The organism is Pseudoxanthomonas sp. GW2 (assembly GCF_000283075.1).
Taxonomy (GTDB): Bacteria; Pseudomonadota; Gammaproteobacteria; order Xanthomonadales; family Xanthomonadaceae; genus Pseudoxanthomonas.
Genome location: NZ_ALIP01000112.1, coordinates 1 through 19,887, shown reverse-complemented (window position 1 = coordinate 19,887; position 19,887 = coordinate 1). Strand labels below are relative to the sequence as shown.

Genomic DNA, 19,887 nt, shown 5'->3' with positions numbered 1-19,887 from the left:
ACCGGGGCGGCCAGCTGCGGATCGGGCAGCAGCAGCTCGATGCCGATCTCGCGCCACTGCCACTGGCCCTCGCCGGCCGGCTCGTGGAAGTAGTCGCTGCCGGCGCGGATCGCGTTGGCGCCAATGGCGTAGGCATGGCGCAGCACGCTGGAAGGCGGGTCGATCTCGCCCAGGACCAGCGGCTTCCAGGCCCGGGCGATGCCGGCCTTCTCCTGGCCGATGGCCTCGCGGTCGCTGCCCAGCCAGTCGACGTGGTCCACGTCGACGGTGGTGATCACCGCCACGTCCGGATCGACGATGTTCACCGCGTCCAGGCGGCCGCCCAGGCCGACCTCCAGCACCGCCAGGTCCAGCCCCGCCTGCTGGAACAGCCACAGCGCCGCCAGGGTGCCGTACTCGAAATAGGTCAGCGGGGTGTCGCCGCGGGCGGCCTCGACCGCGGCGAAGGCCGCGGCCAGCTCATCGTCCGCGGCCTCGGCGCCATCGATCCGCACCCGCTCGTTGTAGCGCAGCAGGTGCGGCGAGCTGTAGGCGCCGACCTTCCAGCCGTCGGCGCGGGCGATGGCCTCGATGAAGGCCACGGTCGAGCCCTTGCCGTTGGTGCCGGCCACGGTGACCACCTGCGCCGCCGGCCGCTGCAGCCCCAGGCGCGCGGCAACCTCGCGCACGCGCTCCAGGCCCAGCTCGATGCTGCGCGGATGCCGGGTCTCGATGTAGGCCAGCCATTCGGCCAGGGTGCGGGACGTGGAGCTCATGCGGGTCCAGGGTAGTGGCGCGCCGCGGGCGTGCCGCGGCCACGGCGCGGCGTGCGGCCGCATCGGCCGGCGCCGCGGGAACAGGATGGCAGCTCGCCCGGGCGGGCGCCTCGGCACCGGTCACGGCGCGGGCGCGCGGCCAGGCGTCCCGGCCGCCGCCGGGCTTTACAGCGCCCGGTGCTTGGCTTCGCCGAAGAACGGGGTGTGGTGCGAGCAGTCGTTCAGGCGCACCACTTCCAGGTGCTCCACGTCCGGGCCTTCGAGCAGGTTCAGCGTGGTCGGCGCCTGGCGGAAGGTCCACAGCTTGCTGATCGGCAGGCCCAGGATCCTGCACAGCAGTACGCGGTTGACCGCGTCGTGGGCGACCAGCAGCAGGATGTCGTCCGCGCCCAGGCCCTCGGTGGCGCGCACCAGGCCGCGCCAGGAACGGTCCAGCACCTGGCGCAGCGATTCGCCGCCGGGCATCAGCACCGTGTCCGGCTCCTCGCGCCAGGCCCGCAGGCGGGCCGGGTCCTTCTCGTTGATCTCGCTGGCCAGCAGGCCTTCCCACTCGCCGTGGGCGATCTCCTGCACGTCCGGATCCAGCTGCAGCATCCCGGCGCGGTCCTCGCCCAGCGCCAGCTCGGCGGTGCGCCGCGCGCGCGACAGCGGCGAGGCCACCGCGCGGGTGACCGGCACGTCGCGCAGGCGCTCGCCCAGCGCGCGGGCCTGGGCCTCGCCCACCGGCGAGAGCGGGATGTCGATCTGGCCCTGGTAGCGGCCTTCGGCGTTCCACGGCGTCTCGCCGTGGCGTGCAAGCAGGATGCGCATGGAGTCCCCTCTGGGAAAAAACCCCCGCCGCGCCTGCGCGCGACGGGGGCCGCATGATACCCGACCGCCGGGCCCGTGGCCCGGACGGTTTCAGCGGGTAATACCCATTTCCTGCAGCAGCTGCGGGGCCGGGTAGACCTCCTGCATGATCCAGCGCATGTAGCGGGCGTCGACCGCGATCATGCGGGTCATCTTCGGGTCGAACACCCAGTTGGAGCTGACCGACTCCCAGTTGCCGTCGAAGGCCAGGCCGACCAGCTTGCCCTGGGCGTCCAGCACCGGCGAGCCGGAGTTGCCGCCGGTGATGTCCAGGTCGGACAGGAAGTTCACCGGCACCGAGCCGATGCGCGGATCCTCCAGCCCGCCGTAGCGCTTGGCCTTGACCGCGTCCAGCAGCGCCTTCGGGGAGTCGAACGGCTCCTCGCCGGTGTCCTTGGCGACGATGCCCTCCAGCGTGGTGAACGGGGTGTACGCCATGCCGTCCTTCGGCTCGTAGCCGGTGACGTTGCCGAAGGTGATGCGCAGCGACAGGTTGGCGTCCGGATAGACCGCCTTGCCCTGGCTCTTCTTGTAGTCGGCCACCGCCTGCAGGAACACCGGGCGCGCGGCCAGGTTCTCGCCGGCGCGGACCTTGCGCTCCTGCTCAAGCTTCAGCAGGGTCGGCAGCACCGCCACCGCGTACTGGATCGCCGGGTCGTCGCTGGCCTCGAACGCGGCGCGGTCGGCCGACAGCCACTTCAGGCGCTCCTCGGTGCTGCCCAGCTTCGTCGCGGCCAGGCGGTCCAGGGCGCGCTCCACGGCCACGGCGTCGTTGCCGCCCAGCCACTGGTCCACCGCCGGCACGCGCTGGGCCGCGGGCAGCTTGATGTACTCGTTGAGCCAGTAGGCCTGCAGCTGGCGGTCCATGGCCGGCACGTAGCGGCGCTCAAGCTGCTTCATCGCGCCCTCGATGGTCGGCAGGTCGCGCTGCTGGAAGCCCGGCTCGCGCTCGGCGTCCGGCTTGGCCTTCTCCAGCGACAGGCGGTACAGCTGGGTGGCCGCGCCGACCACGCCGGTGTTGTTGAACATGGCCAGGGTGTAGTCGCGGCTGCGGGTCGCCTTGGACTGCTCCAGCAGCTGCACCAGCTTCGCGTGCGCCTGCAGCGCCTCGCGGCCCTTCCTGCCCTGGCCCTTGAGCCAGGCCAGCACCGCCGCTTCCTCGGCGTGCTTCTGCGCGGCCGCGTCGATGCGCTTGAAGCCCTCCAGCTGGCCCTCGTAGTTCTTGGCGTAGTTGTTCCAGCCGGCCATGTTGCTGGCGTACTTGACCTGGATGTCCGGATCCTTGCGCCCGGCCTCCTCGATCATGCCGATCAGGTTGCGGTAGTGGCGGATGGTCTCCGGGTACACCGTCTGCGCGGTGTGGTCGAACTCGGCGGCCAGCGCGTAGCGGTTGGTCGAGCCCGGGTAGCCGGCGACCATCACGAAGTCGCCGGCGCCCAGCGGCTTGTCGGCGATCTTCAGCCAGTGCTTTGGCTGGTACGGCACGTTGTCCGGGGAGAACGGCGCCGGCTTGCCGTCCTTGCCGACGTAGGCGCGGTAGAACGCGAAGTCGCCGGTGTGGCGCGGCCACATCCAGTTGTCGATGTCGCCACCATACTTGCCCACGCTGCCCGGGGGCGCGTAGGCCAGGCGCACGTCCCGGATCTCCAGGTTCTTGAACAGGCGGTAGGTGTTGCCGCCGAAGAAGCTGTAAAGGCGGCAGCGGTAGCCCGGCTCGGACTCGCACTCGGCGACCAGCTTCTTCTCGAACGCCTCCAGGGCGCGGGTGCGGGCCAGCGCGTTGGGCGCGGCGGCGATCGCGGCCTTCGCCTCGGCGGTGACGTCGGTGATCTCGTCCAGCACGAACACGCGCGCGTTGGGACCGGCGCTGAGTTCCTCGGCCGGGGTGGCGGCGTTGAAGCCTTCCTTGATCAGGTTCTTCTCGGCGGTGGAGTTGAGCTGGATGGCGCCGTAGGCGCAGTGGTGGTTGGTCACCACCAGGCCCTGCGGCGAGACGAAGCTGGCGGTGCAGCCGCCCAGCGCGACCACCGCGCCCATCGGGTCGCCGGTCAGGTCCGCCAGCTGCTCCGGCGACAGCTCCAGCCCGGCCTGCTTCAGCGGACCGGCGATCTCCGGCAGCTGCTGCGGGACCCACATGCCTTCCACGGCATGGGCAAGCGGCGCGCCCAGCAAGGCGGCAAATACGGACAGGGAAAGGGTGCGCAGGCGCATGGGCATTTGGTTCCAACCGAAAGGAACCGGGATTCTAGCCCCCGCCCGCCCCGGGAGAGCCCATGACTTTTGGCAGGTTCCCCGGACAACCCGGGGATGGCCACCCCCGGCACGGGCGCCGCCGACGCCATGGTTTCTTTGGCAACCTATAATGCGCGCCTTCCCCTCCCTGCCACCGAGGTCCCGCCGATGTCCCGAACCATGAAGGCGCTGGTCAAGCGCGAAGCCGCCAGGGGCATCTGGATGGAGCAGGTCCCGGTGCCGCAGCCCGGCCCCAACGAGGTGCTGATCAAGGTCGAGAAGACCGCCATCTGCGGTACCGACCTGCACATCTACCTGTGGGACGAGTGGAGCCAGCGCACGATCCGGCCTGGCCTGGTGATCGGCCACGAGTTCGTCGGCCGCATCGCCGAGCTGGGCCCGGGCGTGTCCGGCTACAAGGTCGGCCAGCGGGTGTCGGCCGAGGGCCACATCGTCTGCGGCCACTGCCGCAACTGCCGCGGCGGCCGCCCGCACCTGTGCCCGCACACCGTGGGCATCGGCGTGAACCGCGACGGCGCCTTCGCCGAGTACATCGTGATGCCGGCGTCCAACCTGTGGCCGGTGCCGGATCCGGTGCCGTCGGAGCTGGCGGCGTTCTTCGACCCCTACGGCAACGCCGCGCACTGCGCGTTGGAGTTCGACGTGGTCGGCGAGGACGTGCTGATCACCGGCGCCGGCCCGATCGGCATCATCGCCGCCGGCATCTGCAAGCACATCGGCGCGCGCAACGTGGTGGTCACCGATGTCAACGACTACCGCCTGAAGCTGGCCGCCGACATGGGCGCCACCCGCGTGGTCAACGTCGCCAACCAGTCGCTGCGCGACGTGATGTCGGACCTGCACATGGAAGGCTTCGACGTGGGCCTGGAGATGAGCGGCAACCCGCGCGCGTTCAACGACATGCTCGAATGCATGTACCCGGGCGGCAGGATCGCCATGCTCGGGATCATGCCCAAGGGCGCCGGCTGCGACTGGGACCGGATCATCTTCAAGGGCCTGACCGTGCAGGGCATCTACGGCCGCAAGATGTACGAGACCTGGTACAAGATGACCCAGCTGGTGCTGTCCGGCTTCCCGCTGGGCAAGGTGCTGACCCACCAGCTGCCGATCGACGAGTTCCAGCAGGGCTTCGACCTGATGGAGCAGGGCCGCGCCGGCAAGGTCGTGCTCAGCTGGACCTGAGCACGCGGCCGGCCCTGGAACGGAAAAAGGCGCCGCATGGCGCCTTTTTCCTTTGCCGCGGGGGCCGTTACTGGCCGATGCTGAGGGTCAGCACCACGCGGTCGTCGGCCAGGTCGCCGAAGATGTCGCGGCCGCTGCCGTCGGTGCCGACGTAGGCCAGCGAGGCGCTGAACAGGCCCCAGCTGCGGCTCAGGCCGACGCTCCAGTCGGTGTAGTCGTCGCTGTAGTCGTCGTCGAACATGCTGCGGCCGACGCCCAGGTCGAGGCTGAAGTCGTTCGGCAGGCCGATGCTGGCGCCGCCGGCCACGTACCAGGCCTTGGTGTCGCTGCCGCCGAAGTCGTTGCTGTAGGCGACGGTCAGCGAGTAGTTCTCGGCGAAGGTGGTGGTGGTGATCAGCTCGTTGAAGTTGAGGTCGCTGGCACCCGGGTAGGTGTAGCGGTTGATCATCACGTCGAAGTTGACCGCGTCGCTCAGGTCGACGTTGTAGCCGATGAAGCCGTCGACCTCGGTGTTCGGGTCGCCCGGGCCGAAATCCACGCCCGAACCCCAGACGCCGGCGTAGAAACCGGAAGCCGAGGTGTAGGTGAAGCCGGCCTGCAGGGTGGGATCCTCGTCGGACTGCGAGACGCCACGCCAGACGTAATCGGAAACGGCGGTCACTTCCCAGGAGAACGGCGACTCCTCCTGCGCGGACGCGACGAACGGGACGGCGGACAGCAGGACGGCGAGCGAAGCAGCGAGCTTGAAGGACTTCATCCTTGGATCTCCTCTGGTGGGGTGGAGCACGCGGGCGGACGGGAGCCGTCACGGTTCACAAATACTTAACCCAGCGGATATTGCGACGCAACAATTGCAGCGTCAACCAGTTCCCGGTGCCCCGCCCGCTGCTCAGGCCCCGGCGAACGCCCCGTAGCGCACCGGCACCAGCCCGACCCGGCTCCCCGGCGGATGCGCCTGCTGCGCGTCCACCGGCAGCTCCACCTCCACTTCCTGACCCTGCCCGCCCTGCAGGCGTGCCCGCACCCGCAGGCGCGGGCCGCTACGCTGGGCATCGACCACCACCGCCTCCCAGCCGCCCTCGCCCAGGCGCAGGTCCTCCGGGCGCACGTACACGTCCAGTTCCGCCGAGTCCCCGCCCGGCAGCGGCCCGCACGGCGGCGGCAGCACCAGGCCGCCAACCTCGATGCGGTCGCCCTGGCGTCGCCCGCGCAGGCGGTTCACCGCGCCGACGAAGGAATACACGAACGGGCTGGCCGGGCGGTCGTAGGCCTCGGCCGGGGTGGCCAGCTGCTCGATCCGGCCGCGGTTGAGGATCGCCACCCGGTCGGCCAGCTCCAGCGCCTCCTCCTGGTCATGGGTCACGAACACCGTGGTCAGGCCGGTCTGCACGTGCAGCTGCCGCAGCCAGCCGCGCAGGTCGCGCCGCACCTGGGCGTCGAGCGCGCCGAACGGCTCGTCCAGCAGCAGCACCCGCGGTTCGATCGCCAGCGCACGCGCCAGGGCCACGCGCTGGCGCTGGCCGCCGGACAGCTGCGCCGGGTAGCGCCCGCCCAGGTCCTGCAGCTGCACCAGCGACAGCAGCTGCTCCACCCGCGCGGCGATCCGGGCCGCCGGCCAGCGCTCGCGGCCGCGGCGCACCTTCAGCCCGAAGGCGATGTTCTCGGCCACGGTCATGTGCCGGAACAGCGCATAGTGCTGGAACACGAACCCGACCCGCCGCTCCTGCACCGTCAGCCGCGAAGCGTCCTCGCCGCCGAACAGGATGCGCCCGCCGTCGGCATGCTCCAGCCCGGCGATCACCCGCAGCAGGGTGGTCTTGCCCGAGCCGGACGGGCCCAGCAACGCCAGCAGCTCGCCGTCGCGGATCTCCAGGTTGATGTCGTCCAGCGCGGCGAACGCGCCGAAGCACTTGTGCAGGTTCTGGATCTCGATCTTCATCGTGCGTCCTCAGTGCCGGTGCGTGGCGGCCAGCGATTCGCCGTGGCGCCACTCCAGCCAGGTCTTGAGCACCAGGGTCACCAGCGCACTGAGCGCCAGCAGCGTGGCCACCGCGAAGGCGGCGCTGTAGGCGTATTCGTTGTAGAGGATCTCCACGTGCAGCGGCAGGGTGTTGGTGCGCCCGCGGATGTGGCCGGACACCACCGAGACCGCGCCGAACTCGCCCATGGCGCGGGCGCCGCACAGCAGCACGCCGTACAGCAGGCCCCAGCGGATGTTGGGCAGGGTCACCCGCCAGAACGCCTGCCAGCCGCTGGCGCCCAGGCTCAGCGCGGCCAGCTCCTCGTCGCTGCCCTGCTGCTCCATCAGCGGCATCAGCTCGCGGGCGATGAACGGAAAGGTCACGAACACCGTGGCCAGCACGATGCCCGGCAGCGCGAACACGATCTTCGGCAGCTGCAGGTGCACCTGGCCCAGCAGCGGCAGCGACAGCTGCACGCCCTCGTCGATCAGCGGCCAGGCCCAGCCATGGGCGCCGAAGATCAGGATGAACACCAGGCCGGCCACCACCGGCGAGACCGCGAACGGCAGGTCGATCAGGCTCACCAGGATGCGCTTGCCGCGGAACTCGTGCTTGGCCACCAGCCAGGCCGCGGCCACGCCGAACACCAGGTTCAGCGGCACGGTGATGGCGGTGACCAGCAGGGTCAGCCTTATCGCCGCCAGCGCGTCCGGCTCGCGGATCGCGGCCAGGAACGCGCCGATCCCGCCGCGTAGCGCCTCGGCGAACACCAGCAGCAGCGGCAGCAGCAGGAACGCCAGCAGGAAGCCGATCGCGGCGGCGATCAGCAGCCACTGCACCCAGCGCGGCTCGCTGGTCGGCGAGGCCGGGCGGGCACCGACGGTGGGCGCGCTCGGGGCCATGGTCAGTTGCGGCGGATCCAGGGCGATGACGCCCTGCACGTTACCACCCGTCTGTGGCGCCATCTCAAGCCCCTCCCCGGCGCCGGGCCAGGCGCGCCTGCAGCGTGTTGATCACCAGCAGCAGGGCGAAGGACAGCAGCAGCATGGCCACCGCGATCGCGGTCGCGCCGGCGTAGTCGAATTCCTCCAGCTTGATGGTGATCAGCAGCGGCGCGATCTCCGAAACCATCGGGATGTTGCCGGCGATGAAGATCACCGAACCGTACTCCCCCACCCCGCGCGCGAAGGCCAGGGCGAAGCCGGCCAGCACCGCCGGCCACACCGTCGGCAGCACCACCTTCCACACCGTGTTCCAGCGCCCCGCGCCGAGGGTGGCCGCGGCCTCCTCCAGTTCACCCTCGGTCTCGGCCAGCACCGGCTGCACCACCCGCACGACGAATGGCAGGCCGATGAACACCAGGGCCACGGTGATGCCCACCGGGGTGTAGGCCACCTTGAACCCGGCCGCCTCCAGCCAGCGGCCGATCCAGCCGTTGCCGCCGTACAGCGCGGTCAGGGCAATGCCGGCCACCGCGGTGGGCAGGGCGAACGGCAGGTCGATCATGGCGTCGAACAGGCGCCGGCCGGGGAAGCGGTAGCGCACCAGCACCCAAGCCACCAGGGTGCCCATCACCGCGTTGAAGGCGGCCGCCGCCAGCGCGGTGCCGAAGCTGATCTTCAGCGCCGCCAGCACCCGCGGCTCGGTCCAGATCCGCCACAGCCCGTCCCAGCCCAGGCCGGAGGCGTACACGAACACCCCGGCCAGCGGGATCAGCACGATCAGGCCCAGCCAGGCGAGGGTGTAGCCCAGGCTCAGCCCGAAGCCGGGCAGCACCCGGCGCTGCCGGCCGGACGCGCGCGCGCCGCCCACCGGCGGCGTCAGGGGATTGGGGACGCTGGACATCGCTTGGCTTCGCTTCGTCGGGTTCGGGTCTGCGACCCCGCTGCCGGGGCGGCGGGAAGGCCCGGGGCCTGCGCCCCGGGCCCACGGCTCAGCGGGCCTTGGCCGCGGCGAGGATCTGGTCGAACTCGCCGCCGTCGCTGAAGTGCCGCTTCTGCGCCTGCGCCCAGGAACCGAAGGCGCCGTCGATGGTCACCAGCTGTACCTTGGGGAAGCGGGCCACGTCCTCCGGCGCGGCGTGCTCGGGATGGCGCGGGCGGTAGTAGTTCTTGGCGGCGATGCGCTGGCCCTCCGGCGAGTACAGGAACTCCAGGTAGGCCTGGGCCAGCTCGCGGGTGCCTTTCTTGTCGACGTTGCGGTCGACGATCGCCACCGGCGGCTCGGCCAGGATCGACAGCGAGGGCACCACGATGTCGAACTTGTCCGGGCCCAGCTCCTCGATCGACAGGAAGGCCTCGTTCTCCCAGGCCAGCAGCACGTCGCCGATGCCACGCTGGACGAAGGTGGTGGTGGAGCCGCGGGCGCCGGTGTCCAGCACCGGCACGTTGCGGAACAGCGCGGTCATGAAGTTGCGGACCTTGGCCTCGTCACCCTTGAAGATCTTCTCGGCGAAGGCCCACGCCGCCAGGTAGTTCCAGCGCGCGCCGCCGGAGGTCTTCGGGTTGGGCGTGACCACCGAGACGTTGGAGCGCAGCAGGTCCGGCCAGTCCTTGATGTTCTTCGGGTTGCCCTTGCGCACCAGGAACACGATGGTCGAGGTGTACGGCGAGCTGTTCTGCGGCAGGCGCTTCTGCCAGTCCGGCGCGATCAGCTTGCGCTCGGCGATGGAGTCGATGTCGTAGGCCAGGGCCAGGGTGACCACGTCGGCCTCCAGCCCGTCGATCACCGCGCGCGCCTGCTTGCCCGAGCCGCCATGCGAATTCTCGATCTCGACCTTCTGCCCGCGGGTCTCCTGCCAGTGGCGGGCAAAGGCGGCGTTGAACTCGCGGTAAAGCTCGCGGGTGGGGTCGTAGGACACGTTGAGCAGCCTTGCGTCCTTGGCAAGGGCCCCCACCGCGAGGGTCAGGCCGAAGCTCGCGGCCAGCACCAGGAGGGAACGGCGGATGGTATTCATGGGACGAACCTCCGGTTGGATGGGGCTTTGTCAGAATGCGACCTGCAGGCGGGTGAACACCGCCTTCTCGTCCTCGCGGTCGGCGCCGCCGGCGGCCCCGCCCTCGAAGCCGGTCTGCAGGTAGTTCAACACCAGTTTGAGGTTGTTGTTGAGGTACCAGTTCACGCCGGCGACCCAGGCGCTGGCCTCGCGCGCCGACACGGCCGGGTCGGCGAACACCGGGAACGCCGACTCGTCCACCTCCAGGCGGCCGTAGCGGGCCACCAGTTCCCAGGCGCCCCAGCCGCCCTTGCCCGGGGCGAAGGCGCGCGCGGGCTTGACCCCGCGGTAGCTGGCGTCCTCGCCGGTGAGCACCCAGCTGGCGGTGGCCTGCCATGCGGTGGTTTCCAGGTCCGCGGTGGTGCCGCCGGCGCCCAGCTCCTGGCTGGAGGACGCGTATTCGGCCAGCAGCCCGAACGGCCCGCGGTAGAAATAGCCCTGCGGCGACCAGCGCTTGCGCTGGCCGGCGGCTGCCACGGTGCCGCGGTAGGCGAAGAACTGCTGCTGGCCCGGGGTGCGGTAGCGCGGCAGGAAGTTGTTGCCGGCCCCGTCCACGTCGCCGATGCTGGCGCCGATGCCGAAACCGAGGCCGGCCCAGAAGCTGTCGCTGCCCTTGAGCGGCTCGAAGAACAGGCGGCCGGCGTACTCGAACTCGTCGTCCGGGTTGGTGGTGGTGGCGTCGCGGCCGTCGACCGCGCCGTTGAACACGCCGATGGCGTAGGACACCTTGCCGCCGGCCAGCTCGCCCTGCAGCTGCACGCCCAGGTCGCGGTTGGGCAGCAGCTCGCTGGCCAGGGCGCGCTCGATTTCCAGCAGCGAGGCCGAGGACTGCAGCCGCTCCAGGCCCACCGGCGAGGTGAACTTGCCCACCCGCAGCGTCGCCGCCGGCGAGAACTGCAGGTCGGCGTAGGCGTCGACGATGCTGGCGCTGTCGCCGGCGAACTCCGGGGTGAAGCGGAAACCCACCCACTTGCCCAGGGTGCCCTCGATGGTCGGGCGCGCGGTGCGCAGCAGGAAGCTGTCGTTGGCGCCGGGCGCGCCGCTGTTGAAGAAGCGGCCGTCGCCCTGCAGCAGGCCGCGGATCTTCACCTCGTAGGCACCGTCGCCGGAGCGGAACGAGGCGCCGCGGTCGTTGACCGCCACCACCGGCGCGGCCTTCTCCTTCGCCGCGCGCGCCTCCTCCTGCAGTTCCAGGTTGCGCTCCAGCGCGCGCAGCCGCCGGTCCAGTGCCTGCAGGTCCAGGGTCTCCTCGCCGTCGACGCTGGTGGCGGCGCCATAGCGGGCTTCCAGCGCCTGCAGGCGGCGGGCCAGTTCCTCGACCGTGGGGGTGGACTGCGCGAACGCCGGGCCGGCCAGCGCCAGGGCGACGGCCCCGGCCAGCCAGGAACGGTCCGGCAGGCGCGGGCGGCGGTGGGGGATGTGCTTGGGCATGGGAGTTCCGTGGTGGGGGCCGGACATCGGTTGTGCGCCAAAATACTCCCTATTCAGTTTGCCAACCGGAAATGACTTGCTGGCCGGTGGATATAGCGGATGCGCATGACGGCCGCGGCCGCGCGCACGCTGGCTAGAATGACGCTTTCCCTTGCAACGAAGTCCGCCCATGTCCGAAGCCGCCATCGCCCGCTACGCCGCCCAGCTGGAAGACCTGCGCGCGCAGGGCCTGTTCAAGTCCGAACGGGTGATCACCAGCCCGCAGTCGGCGGAGATCGAACTGGCCGACGGGCGCAAGGTGCTGAACTTCTGCGCCAACAACTACCTGGGCCTGGCCGACCACCCCGAGATCATCGCCGCCGCGCGCGCGGCGCTGGACACGCACGGCTTCGGCATGGCCTCGGTGCGCTTCATCTGCGGCACCCAGGACCTGCACAAGCAGCTGGAGGCGAAGATCGCGCAATTCTTCGGCACCGAGGACACGATCCTCTACGCCGCCTGCTTCGATGCCAACGGCGGCCTGTTCGAGCCGCTGCTGGACGAGAACGACGCGATCATCTCCGACGCGCTCAACCATGCCTCGATCATCGACGGCGTGCGCCTGTGCAAGGCCCGGCGCTACCGCTACGCCAACTGCGACATGGCCGACCTGGAGAAGCAGCTGCAGCAGGCCCGGGCCGACGGCGCGCGCACCATCATGATCACCACCGACGGCGTGTTCTCGATGGACGGCTTCATCGCCCCGCTGGACGAAATCACCGCGCTGGCCAGGAAGTACGACGCCCTGGTCCATATCGACGAGTGCCATGCCACCGGCTTCCTCGGCGCCACCGGCCGCGGCTCGGCCGAGGTCAAGGGCGTGCTCGGGAAGATCGACATCTTCACCGGCACCCTGGGCAAGGCCATGGGCGGCGCACTGGGCGGCTTCACCACCGCGCGCCGCGAGATCATCGAACTGCTGCGCCAGCGCTCGCGCCCCTACCTGTTCTCCAACTCGCTGCCGCCGCACGTGGTCGCCGCCGGCACCAAGGCCTTCGACATGCTTTCGTCGGCCGGCGAGCTGCGCACCCGCCTGCAGGAGAACACCGCCTACTTCCGCCAGCGCATGACCGCTGCCGGCTTCGACCTCAAGCCCGGCGTGCACCCGATCTGCCCGGTGATGCTGTACGACGCGCCGCTGGCTCAGCGCTTCGCGCAGCGCCTGCTGGAGGAAGGCATCTACGCCATCGGCTTCTTCTACCCGGTGGTGCCGCAGGGCCAGGCGCGGATCCGCACGCAGATGAGCGCGGCCCACACCCGCGAGCACCTGGACCGCGCGATCGACGCCTTCACCCGCATCGGCCGCGAGCTGGGCGTGGCCAAGGCCTGAGCCACGCCGCCACCGGCATCGGCCCGGCCGGCGCCGCAGCACGGATGGGCCCGGCGCAGGAAACCGCGCCTGGCGCGCCTCAGTTGCCGCCGGCCGGCACCGGCGCCTGCCCCGGCTTGCCGGTGGCGATGCGCACGCCGCGCGACTTCATCCACGCATCGAACTCGTCGGCATTCATCCGCCGCCCTTCCTGCTCCATGTGGAAGCGGTAATCGAGCGGGTCGTCGCTGCGGACGATGATGACCTCGTCCGGCTTCGGCGGCGGCTCCGGCAACGCGGCTGCGGCATCGCGCGCCTGGCGGCCGGCGCAGGCGCAAAGCACGGGAAGGGACAGCACCAGGCAAACTCGCAGGACCTTCATGGCAACTCCTGGAGGAGACCGGGGGAGGATGGCATGCCGCGGTCCCGCATCCGGTGATGGCGGTGACCGCTTACCCCGCCGTCGTCCCTGCGGCGGTGGCCGGCGCCAGTGCATCACGCTCGGCCGGCTCCAGCAAGCGCCACTGTCCCTTGTCCAGCGTGCCCAGCTGCAGCGGCCCGATCGCCACCCGCACCAGGCGCAGCACGGCCAGGTCGAACGCAGCCAGCAGCCGCCGGATCTGCCGGTTGCGGCCCTCGTCCAGCACGATTTCCAGCCAGGCGTTGCGGGTGCCGGCGCGCAGCAGCCGCGACGAGGCCGCGCGCAGGTGCTCGCCGTCGGCCTCGACCCCGGCACACAGCGCCTGCAGCAGGGCCTGGTCGGGAATGGCGTCGACCTGGACGTGGTAGGTCTTGTCCGGGCCGCTGTCCGGATCCAGCACGCGCGCGGCCCAGGCGGGATCGTTGCTGAACAGCAGCAGGCCTTCGCTGGCGCGGTCGAGGCGGCCGACCGGGGCCAGCCACGGCAGCCCGCTGCCGTCGAGGCAGCGGTAGACGGTGTCGCGGCCCTGCTCGTCGCGGGCGGTGGTCACCAGGCCGCGCGGCTTGTTGAGGGCAAGGTAGATGCGTTCCGGGCCGGCAGGGGCGCGGCCATCGATCAGCACCCCGCGCAGGCCGTCGCGCATGGGGTATTCGGGATCGCGCACGACGCGGCCGTCGACCTGCACGCGGCCGGCCTGGATCCAGCGCGCGGCCTCGGTGCGCGAGCACAGCCCGGCCTTGGACAGGACCCGGGCCAGACCATGGCGGACGCCGGCCCGGGGAGCCCCGGGCGCGGCGGGGTTCGGGCGGCGCGACCGTGGAGGCGCGCCCATCCCGTGCCTCAATCCTTGGTCGGTGCCGCCGCCGATTCGGTGGCCGGCGCCGAGGCGGTCGCGGCCGGAGCCGGGGCGCCCTTGGCCACGCGCACCCCGCGCGCCTTCATCCACGCGTCGAACTCGTCGGCGGTCATGCGCTTGCCGTTCTGGCTCATGTCGAAGCGCCAGGGCGTGTTGTCGTATTCGGTCTGCGGCTTGTACGCAGCCGGATCACTGGCGTTGGCGGCCGCCTCGCAGCCCTTCTCCCCGGACTGCTGGGCGTTGGCGCAACCGTCGGCAGCCATGGCCGCCGCGGACACGAGGGTGAGGCCGAACAGCCCTGCCGCAATCAACTTACGCATGGTGGAACTCCCCCTGGAAGACGGGGCGAGTGTAGGCACGGCGTGCAGGCCGATTCAAGAAGAATCTTACGGAACCTTGGCAAATCGCTAACGCCTCTACAGAAATGCCGCGACCGGCGTCGTGATCCCGCGCCCGCGGGCCCGGCAGCCATGCAAAAAGAAAGGGCCCGGCTTGCGCCGGGCCCTCCTGGACTGCGTCCGTCCGGAAGCTTAGTTCTGGACGTTCAGCTCGGTGCGACGGTTCTTCGCACGGCCTTCCGGATTGTCCGACCCATCCGCGTTGGTGTTCGGGGCAATCGGGCGGCTCTCGCCGTAGCCGACCGGGCCAACCAGGCGCGAGGCGTCGATGCCGTTGCTGGTCAGGTAGTCGTACACGGCCTGGGCGCGACGCTCGGACAGCTTCTGGTTGTACGCGTCGGTGCCCTTCGAGTCGGTGTGGCCCGCCACCTCGACGCGCAGGTCAGGGTAACGCTTCAGGATCTCGACGGCCTCCGACAGGATGGCCACCGCGTCAGGACGCAGGGTCGCCTTGTCGAAGTCGAAGTTCACGCCCTTCAGGTCGATCGAGACCGGGACCGGGCAGCCGTCCGGGCCGATGGCCTGGCCAGCCTGCGAGTTCGGGCACTTGTCGTCGCAGTTGTTGACGCCGTCGCCGTCGTCGTCCAGGTCGGCGCAGCTCGGCGCGACCGGGGCCGGAGCCGGCGGCGGCGGCGGAGCGGCGGCCGGGCCCAGCGGGATCACGACGCCGACCGAGGCCAGCAGGTCGCCGTACCAGTCGTCGTCGCGGCCAGCACGGGCCGGGTTGACGGCCTGGTCGTCGAAATCGGCGCGGTAGGCGATTTCGGCGCGCACGGCGACGCGGTTGTCGAAGGTGCTCTGCAGGCCGGCGCCGACCTTGGCGGCGACGTTACCCTCGGCGCGCTGGGCCGGGGAGTTCGGCGACGGGACGGTGTACTCCTCCTCGGAGTACTGGTAGCCGATGCCGAACAGCAGGTACGGGTTGAAACCGCGGCCTTCCTGGATGAAGTGGCGCCGGAAGTCCAGCGAGGCGCCGTACTGGCTCCAGTTCAGGTCGTTGTTGTCGTCGAACGACGGGTTCTGGTAGTTCAGTTCGCCGTCAACCGACCACACCGGGCTGATGAACTTGCCCAGGCCGATCGTGCCGAAGGGAGCATCCTCGGTGCCGCGGCCGCTGTCCTGGAAATTGAAGCCAACCGAGCCGGTCAGGTACCAGCGGTCGTCAAACTCCTGCGCGGAAGCCGACTGGGCCACAGCCAGGCCGCCCAGCAGCGCAGCGGTCAGAAGTTTCTTGTTCATCTCAAGCTCCTTGATGATTCGGGGGATGATCCGGGGGAGTAAGTGGAAACACTTGCCTCAGGATTCACGCAGACATGCGCTGGTAGCGGCATATCCCTGACGGCCGTAATCACGACGTCGGGGCGCAGGTTAGGCGCGTTAACGTGAAGGCGGTGTTAACAGTCCCGTAACAAGTGAATTGACGAAAACCGCCGTTCAGGTTCCAGCAGAGGCCGGCGCCCGGAGCCTGCGCCGGTCCGGCCGCGGGCGCTGCGTATGATGGGACGGTCCCGCAACCACGAAGGTGGAGCCTGCGCATGAAAGCCGTCGGACTGACCCGCTACCTGCCGATCGACGACCCCGAAGCGCTGCTGGACGTGGAACTGCCCACGCCCGCCCCCGGGCCGCACGACCTGCTGGTGCGGGTGGAGGCGGTCTCGGTCAATCCGATCGATACCAAGCTGCGCGCCCCGCGCGAGGGCAGCGAAGCGCAGCCGCGGGTGCTGGGTTTCGACGCGGCCGGGGTGGTGGAAGCGGTCGGCAGCGCGGTGGCCCTGTTCCAGCCCGGCGACGAGGTGTACTACGCCGGCGACATCACCCGTCCCGGCAGCAATGCCCGCTACCAGCTGGTCGACGAGCACATCGCCGGCGATCGCCCGATCACCCTGGACTTCGCCGAGGCCGCGGCACTGCCGCTGACCACGCTCACCGCCTGGGAACTGCTGTTCGAGCGCATGCGCTACGACTTCGACGGCGACAACGCCGGGCGCCGGCTGCTGGTGGTCGGCGGCGCCGGCGGGGTCGGTTCGATGGCCATCCAGCTGGCCCGGCACGCCGGCTTCACCGTGGTCGCCACCGCCTCCCGCCCGGAGAGCGCCGAGTGGTGCCGGCGCATGGGCGCTCACGAGGTGGTCGACCCCCGCCAGCCGCTCGGTCCGCAGCTGCAGGCGCTGGGCATCGCCGAAGTGGAGGCCGCGGTGAACCTGGCCGACACCGACCGCTACTGGGAGGAACTGGGCCGGCTGCTGGCGCCGCAGGGCCACCTGGGCCTGATCGTGGAGCCGAAGGGCCCGCTGCACATCGGCGGCGACTACAAGGCCAAGGCCATCGGTATCCATTGGGAAACGATGTTCACCCGGCCGCGCTTCCGCACGGCGGACATGATCTGCCAGCACCGCATCCTCAACCGCGTCGGCAGCCTGGTCGAGGCCGGCGAGCTGAAGACCACCCTGGCCGAGGTGCTGGGCCCGATCAACGCCGCCAACCTGCGCGAGGCCCACCGCCGGCTGGAGTCCGGTCGCACCATCGGCAAGCTGGCCCTGGCCGGCTGGGACTGACCCCGCGGCGCAGCTTGCCCGGCGCCGGGCTTTCATCGACGATGGCGGCCTTCCGTACGCAAGCGTATCCGCCATGACGCCTACCGCCAGCGCCACGCCCTACCCGCACCTGTTCGCCCCGCTCGACCTCGGCTTCACCACCCTGCGCAACCGGGTGCTGATGGGATCGATGCACACCGGCCTGGAGGACCGCGCCCGGGATTTCCCGAAGCTGGCCGCCTACCTGGCCGAACGCGCCGCCGGCGGCGCCGGGCTGATCGTCACCGGCGGCTTCGCCCCGAACGTGGAGGGCTGGCTCAAGCCGTTCGGCGGCAAGCTGTCCTGGCCCTGGGAAACGCGCCCGCACCGCCAGCTCACCCGCGCCGTGCACGAGCACGGCGCCAGGCTGTGCCTGCAGCTGCTGCACGCCGGCCGCTACGGCTACCACCCGCTGCAGGTGGCGCCTTCGAAAGTGAAGGCGCCGATCAACCCGTTCACCCCGCGCGAGCTTTCCGCACGCGGCATCGAGCGCCAGATCCGCGCCTTCGCCAGTGCCGCCGCCCGCGCCCGCGACGCCGGCTACGACGGCGTGGAGGTGATGGGCTCGGAGGGCTACCTGATCAACCAGTTCACCGCCCCGCGCACCAACCGCCGCCAGGACGCCTGGGGCGGCGACGCGCAGCGGCGCATGCGCTTCGCGGTGGAGATCGTGCGCCGGGTGCGGGAGGCCTGCGGCCCGGACTTCATCCTCATATATCGCCTCTCGCTGCTGGACCTGGTCGAGGACGGCAACGCCTGGGACGAGATCCTCGAGCAGGCGCGCGCGGTGGAGGCGGCCGGCGCGACCATCATCAATTCCGGCATCGGCTGGCACGAGGCGCGGGTACCGACCATCGCCACCTCGGTGCCGCGCGCGGCCTTCGCCGGGATCACAGCGCGCCTGCGCCCGCATGTCTCGGTGCCGGTGGTGGCGGTCAACCGCATCAACATGCCGGAGGTGGCCGAGCGCATCCTCGCCTCCGGCCAGGCCGACCTGGTCTCGCTGGCGCGCCCGTTGCTGGCCGACCCGGAATGGCCGAACAAGGCCCGCGCCGGGCGCACCCACGCCATCAATACCTGCATCGCCTGCAACCAGGCCTGCCTGGACCACATCTTCGTGGGCAAGGTCGCCAGCTGCCTGGTCAACCCGCGCGCCGGCCACGAGACCGAGCTGCGCTACGTGCCGGCGGCCACCCCGCGCCGGATCGCGGTGGTCGGCGCAGGCCCGGCCGGCCTGGCCTGCGCCACGGTGGCGGCGCAGCGCGGCCATCGCGTGACCCTGTTCGAGGCCGCGCCGCGGATCGGCGGCCAGTTCAACCTGGCCGCGCGGATCCCGGGCAAGGAGGAGTTCGTCGAGACCCTGCGCTACTTCGGCCACCGCATCGGCGAGACCGGGGTGGAACTGCGCCTGGGCACCCTGGCGGGCCCGGACGAGCTGGCCGGCTACGACGAGATCGTGCTGGCCACCGGCATCGTGCCGCGCAGGGTGGATTTCCCCGGCGCCGACGACCCGCGGGTGGTCGGCTACCTGGACATCCTCGAGGGCCGGGTCCAGGCCGGGCCGCGGGTGGCGGTGATCGGCGCCGGCGGCATCGGCTTCGACGTGGCCGAGTTCCTGGTCCAGAAGGGCCCATCGCCCACCCTCGACCCGGGCCGCTGGCACGCCGAATGGGGCGTGGACCTGGCTGGCTCCGGCCGCGGCGGCCTGGTGCCGGCCCGGCCCGAGCCGCCGGCGCGCGAGGTGTGGCTGCTGCAGCGCAGCCCGGGGCGGCCGGGGGCGCGGCTGGGCAAGACCACCGGCTGGATCCACCGCGCCACGCTCAAGGCCAAGCAGGTGCGCATGCACGGCGGGGTCGAGTACCTGGGCATGGAAGCCGGCGGCCTGCGGGTGCGGATCGAGGGCGCCGAGCAGGTCCTGCCGGTGGATACGGTGGTCGTATGCGCGGGCCAGGAGCCGCGCCGCGACCTGTACGCGCAGCTGCAACAGGCAGGGGTCGCCGCGCTGGTGCACCTGATTGGCGGTGCCGACGTGGCCGCCGAACTGGATGCCAAGCGCGCCATCGCCCAGGGCAGCCGGCTGGCCGCCGGGTTCTGAGCCGCGCATTCGCGCCTCCGGTGGACGCCGATCCGGTCCGGAGCCGGCCTGCCTGTTCAGGTTCGCGCGGGGGCGGTTCAGCCGCCTGCTCCGGGCTCCCGGCGCGGGTGACACACCTCCGCCAAGCCCCGGGAAAACCGCCGCTCGGCCCTTCACGCGGCCTCGAACAAGCCCTCGGGAGGCTTTCCACAGGCCACCGAGTGTGACCGTTGTCAACCTGGGATATTCAGTTTCGGTTAGGGAAATCGCACCTATCGTGCGCGCCACTTCGACCCGCCCCCATCACCTGGCGGGTCCTGCCGGCACCACTTCCGCCGGCACCCGGGCGGCCCGTGGAGAGATGGCCGCCTCCCCATGACGCCCCGCGTCGTCGCCTGCCCCCGGCCCTGCCGGCGGGCCTGCGACCGCGAAGACGGAGCAAGGAGATACATATGAAGCTGGCCTGGATCCTCTGGCTGTCGCAGTTCCTGCCGCAGCCGGCCGCCGACTCGCTGTGCCTTAGCACCACCGTGTACCTGGAAGCCCGCAACCAGAGCCTGCAGGGCCAGCACGCGGTTGCCGAGGTGGCGCTGCGCCGCAAGGACAGCGGCCTGTGGGGCGACTCGATGTGCGCCGTGGTCACCGCGCGCAAGCAGTTCGCCCCCACCCTGGTCTCGCCGGACACGCGCCTGCGCAACCTGGACGCCTGGCACCGCTCGGTGGCCGTGGCCCTGGACGCCGAGCGCAACTGGGCGCTGCCGGCGGGGCAGCGCAAGGAAATCGTGCCTGGC

17 protein-coding genes and 1 pseudogene are annotated in these 19,887 nt (G+C 70.9%); 5 read left to right on the top strand and 13 right to left on the bottom strand.

Translation table 11 applies throughout. The features are described 5' to 3' along the window. From B351_RS0108985 to B351_RS0108975, 3 genes are all read right to left on the bottom strand, one after another. Positions 1-755, bottom strand: a 755-nt coding sequence (locus tag B351_RS0108985; protein WP_026010535.1) for a Mur ligase family protein, incomplete at its 3' end; no start/stop codon positions are given. A gap of 165 nt (positions 756-920) precedes the next feature. After that, the gene (locus B351_RS0108980; RefSeq protein WP_019398706.1) at positions 921-1,565 is read right to left on the bottom strand and encodes a histidine phosphatase family protein; all 645 of its coding nucleotides are present in this window, start codon (positions 1,563-1,565) and stop codon (positions 921-923) included. Between the two features lie 90 nt (positions 1,566-1,655). Continuing rightward, on the bottom strand, positions 1,656-3,740 hold the full coding sequence (locus B351_RS0108975) for a S46 family peptidase (protein WP_026010534.1): 2,085 nt from the start codon (positions 3,738-3,740) through the stop codon (positions 1,656-1,658). 264 nt (positions 3,741-4,004) lie between these two features. Between B351_RS0108975 and tdh the strand changes: the two genes are divergently transcribed. Further along, positions 4,005-5,039: an L-threonine 3-dehydrogenase gene (gene tdh, locus B351_RS0108970; protein ID WP_026010533.1), complete on the top strand. Its 1,035-nt coding sequence runs from the start codon at positions 4,005-4,007 to the stop codon at positions 5,037-5,039. Positions 5,040-5,106: 67 nt separating this feature from the next. On the opposite strand, the gene B351_RS0108965 is transcribed toward tdh, so the two are convergent. The 6 genes from B351_RS0108965 to B351_RS0108940 form a co-directional block, all read right to left on the bottom strand. Then, a complete protein-coding gene (locus B351_RS0108965; RefSeq protein ID WP_019398703.1) occupies positions 5,107-5,796 on the bottom strand; it encodes a TorF family putative porin in 690 nt (229 codons plus the stop codon). Between the two features lie 132 nt (positions 5,797-5,928). Further along, positions 5,929-6,978 (bottom strand): sulfate/molybdate ABC transporter ATP-binding protein, encoded by a 1,050-nt coding sequence (locus B351_RS0108960; RefSeq protein ID WP_019398702.1) that lies wholly within the window; start codon positions 6,976-6,978, stop codon positions 5,929-5,931. A gap of 9 nt (positions 6,979-6,987) precedes the next feature. After that, positions 6,988-7,902, bottom strand: a complete 915-nt coding sequence (gene cysW, locus B351_RS0108955) for a sulfate ABC transporter permease subunit CysW (protein ID WP_050992168.1) — start codon at positions 7,900-7,902, stop codon at positions 6,988-6,990. Positions 7,903-7,966: 64 nt separating this feature from the next. Further along, on the bottom strand, positions 7,967-8,845 hold the full coding sequence (cysT, locus tag B351_RS0108950) for a sulfate ABC transporter permease subunit CysT (protein WP_050992167.1): 879 nt from the start codon (positions 8,843-8,845) through the stop codon (positions 7,967-7,969). Positions 8,846-8,933: 88 nt separating this feature from the next. Continuing rightward, positions 8,934-9,956, bottom strand: a complete 1,023-nt coding sequence (locus B351_RS0108945; RefSeq protein ID WP_019398699.1) for a sulfate ABC transporter substrate-binding protein — start codon at positions 9,954-9,956, stop codon at positions 8,934-8,936. Between the two features lie 30 nt (positions 9,957-9,986). After that, positions 9,987-11,426: an OprO/OprP family phosphate-selective porin gene (locus B351_RS0108940; protein WP_019398698.1), complete on the bottom strand. Its 1,440-nt coding sequence runs from the start codon at positions 11,424-11,426 to the stop codon at positions 9,987-9,989. A 169-nt stretch (positions 11,427-11,595) separates the two neighbouring features. Here B351_RS0108940 and kbl point away from each other — a divergent pair, with 169 nt between their 5' ends. Next, positions 11,596-12,795, top strand: a complete 1,200-nt coding sequence (kbl, locus tag B351_RS0108935) for a glycine C-acetyltransferase (RefSeq protein ID WP_019398697.1) — start codon at positions 11,596-11,598, stop codon at positions 12,793-12,795. 79 nt (positions 12,796-12,874) lie between these two features. On the opposite strand, the gene B351_RS0108930 is transcribed toward kbl, so the two are convergent. From B351_RS0108930 to B351_RS0108915, 4 genes and pseudogenes are all read right to left on the bottom strand, one after another. Beyond that, positions 12,875-13,156, bottom strand: coding sequence for a hypothetical protein (locus B351_RS0108930; RefSeq protein ID WP_019398696.1), 282 nt, complete (start codon positions 13,154-13,156; stop codon positions 12,875-12,877). A gap of 70 nt (positions 13,157-13,226) precedes the next feature. Continuing rightward, entirely contained in the window at positions 13,227-14,027 is an 801-nt protein-coding gene (locus B351_RS0108925) for a pseudouridine synthase (RefSeq protein WP_019398695.1), read from the bottom strand. 8 nt (positions 14,028-14,035) lie between these two features. Continuing rightward, positions 14,036-14,305 (bottom strand): annotated as a pseudogene (locus B351_RS18000) (hypothetical protein); the annotation flags it as partial. A 276-nt stretch (positions 14,306-14,581) separates the two neighbouring features. Further along, entirely contained in the window at positions 14,582-15,688 is a 1,107-nt protein-coding gene (locus B351_RS0108915; RefSeq protein WP_019398693.1) for an OmpA family protein, read from the bottom strand. A gap of 296 nt (positions 15,689-15,984) precedes the next feature. Between B351_RS0108915 and B351_RS0108910 the strand changes: the two genes are divergently transcribed. From B351_RS0108910 to B351_RS0108900, 3 genes are all read left to right on the top strand, one after another. Next, on the top strand, positions 15,985-17,004 hold the full coding sequence (locus tag B351_RS0108910) for a zinc-binding alcohol dehydrogenase family protein (RefSeq protein WP_019398692.1): 1,020 nt from the start codon (positions 15,985-15,987) through the stop codon (positions 17,002-17,004). A gap of 73 nt (positions 17,005-17,077) precedes the next feature. Continuing rightward, positions 17,078-19,117 (top strand): NADPH-dependent 2,4-dienoyl-CoA reductase, encoded by a 2,040-nt coding sequence (locus B351_RS0108905; protein ID WP_019398691.1) that lies wholly within the window; start codon positions 17,078-17,080, stop codon positions 19,115-19,117. Between the two features lie 431 nt (positions 19,118-19,548). Beyond that, positions 19,549-19,887: cell wall hydrolase (locus tag B351_RS0108900; protein ID WP_019398690.1), on the top strand; the 339-nt coding region annotated here is incomplete at its 3' end.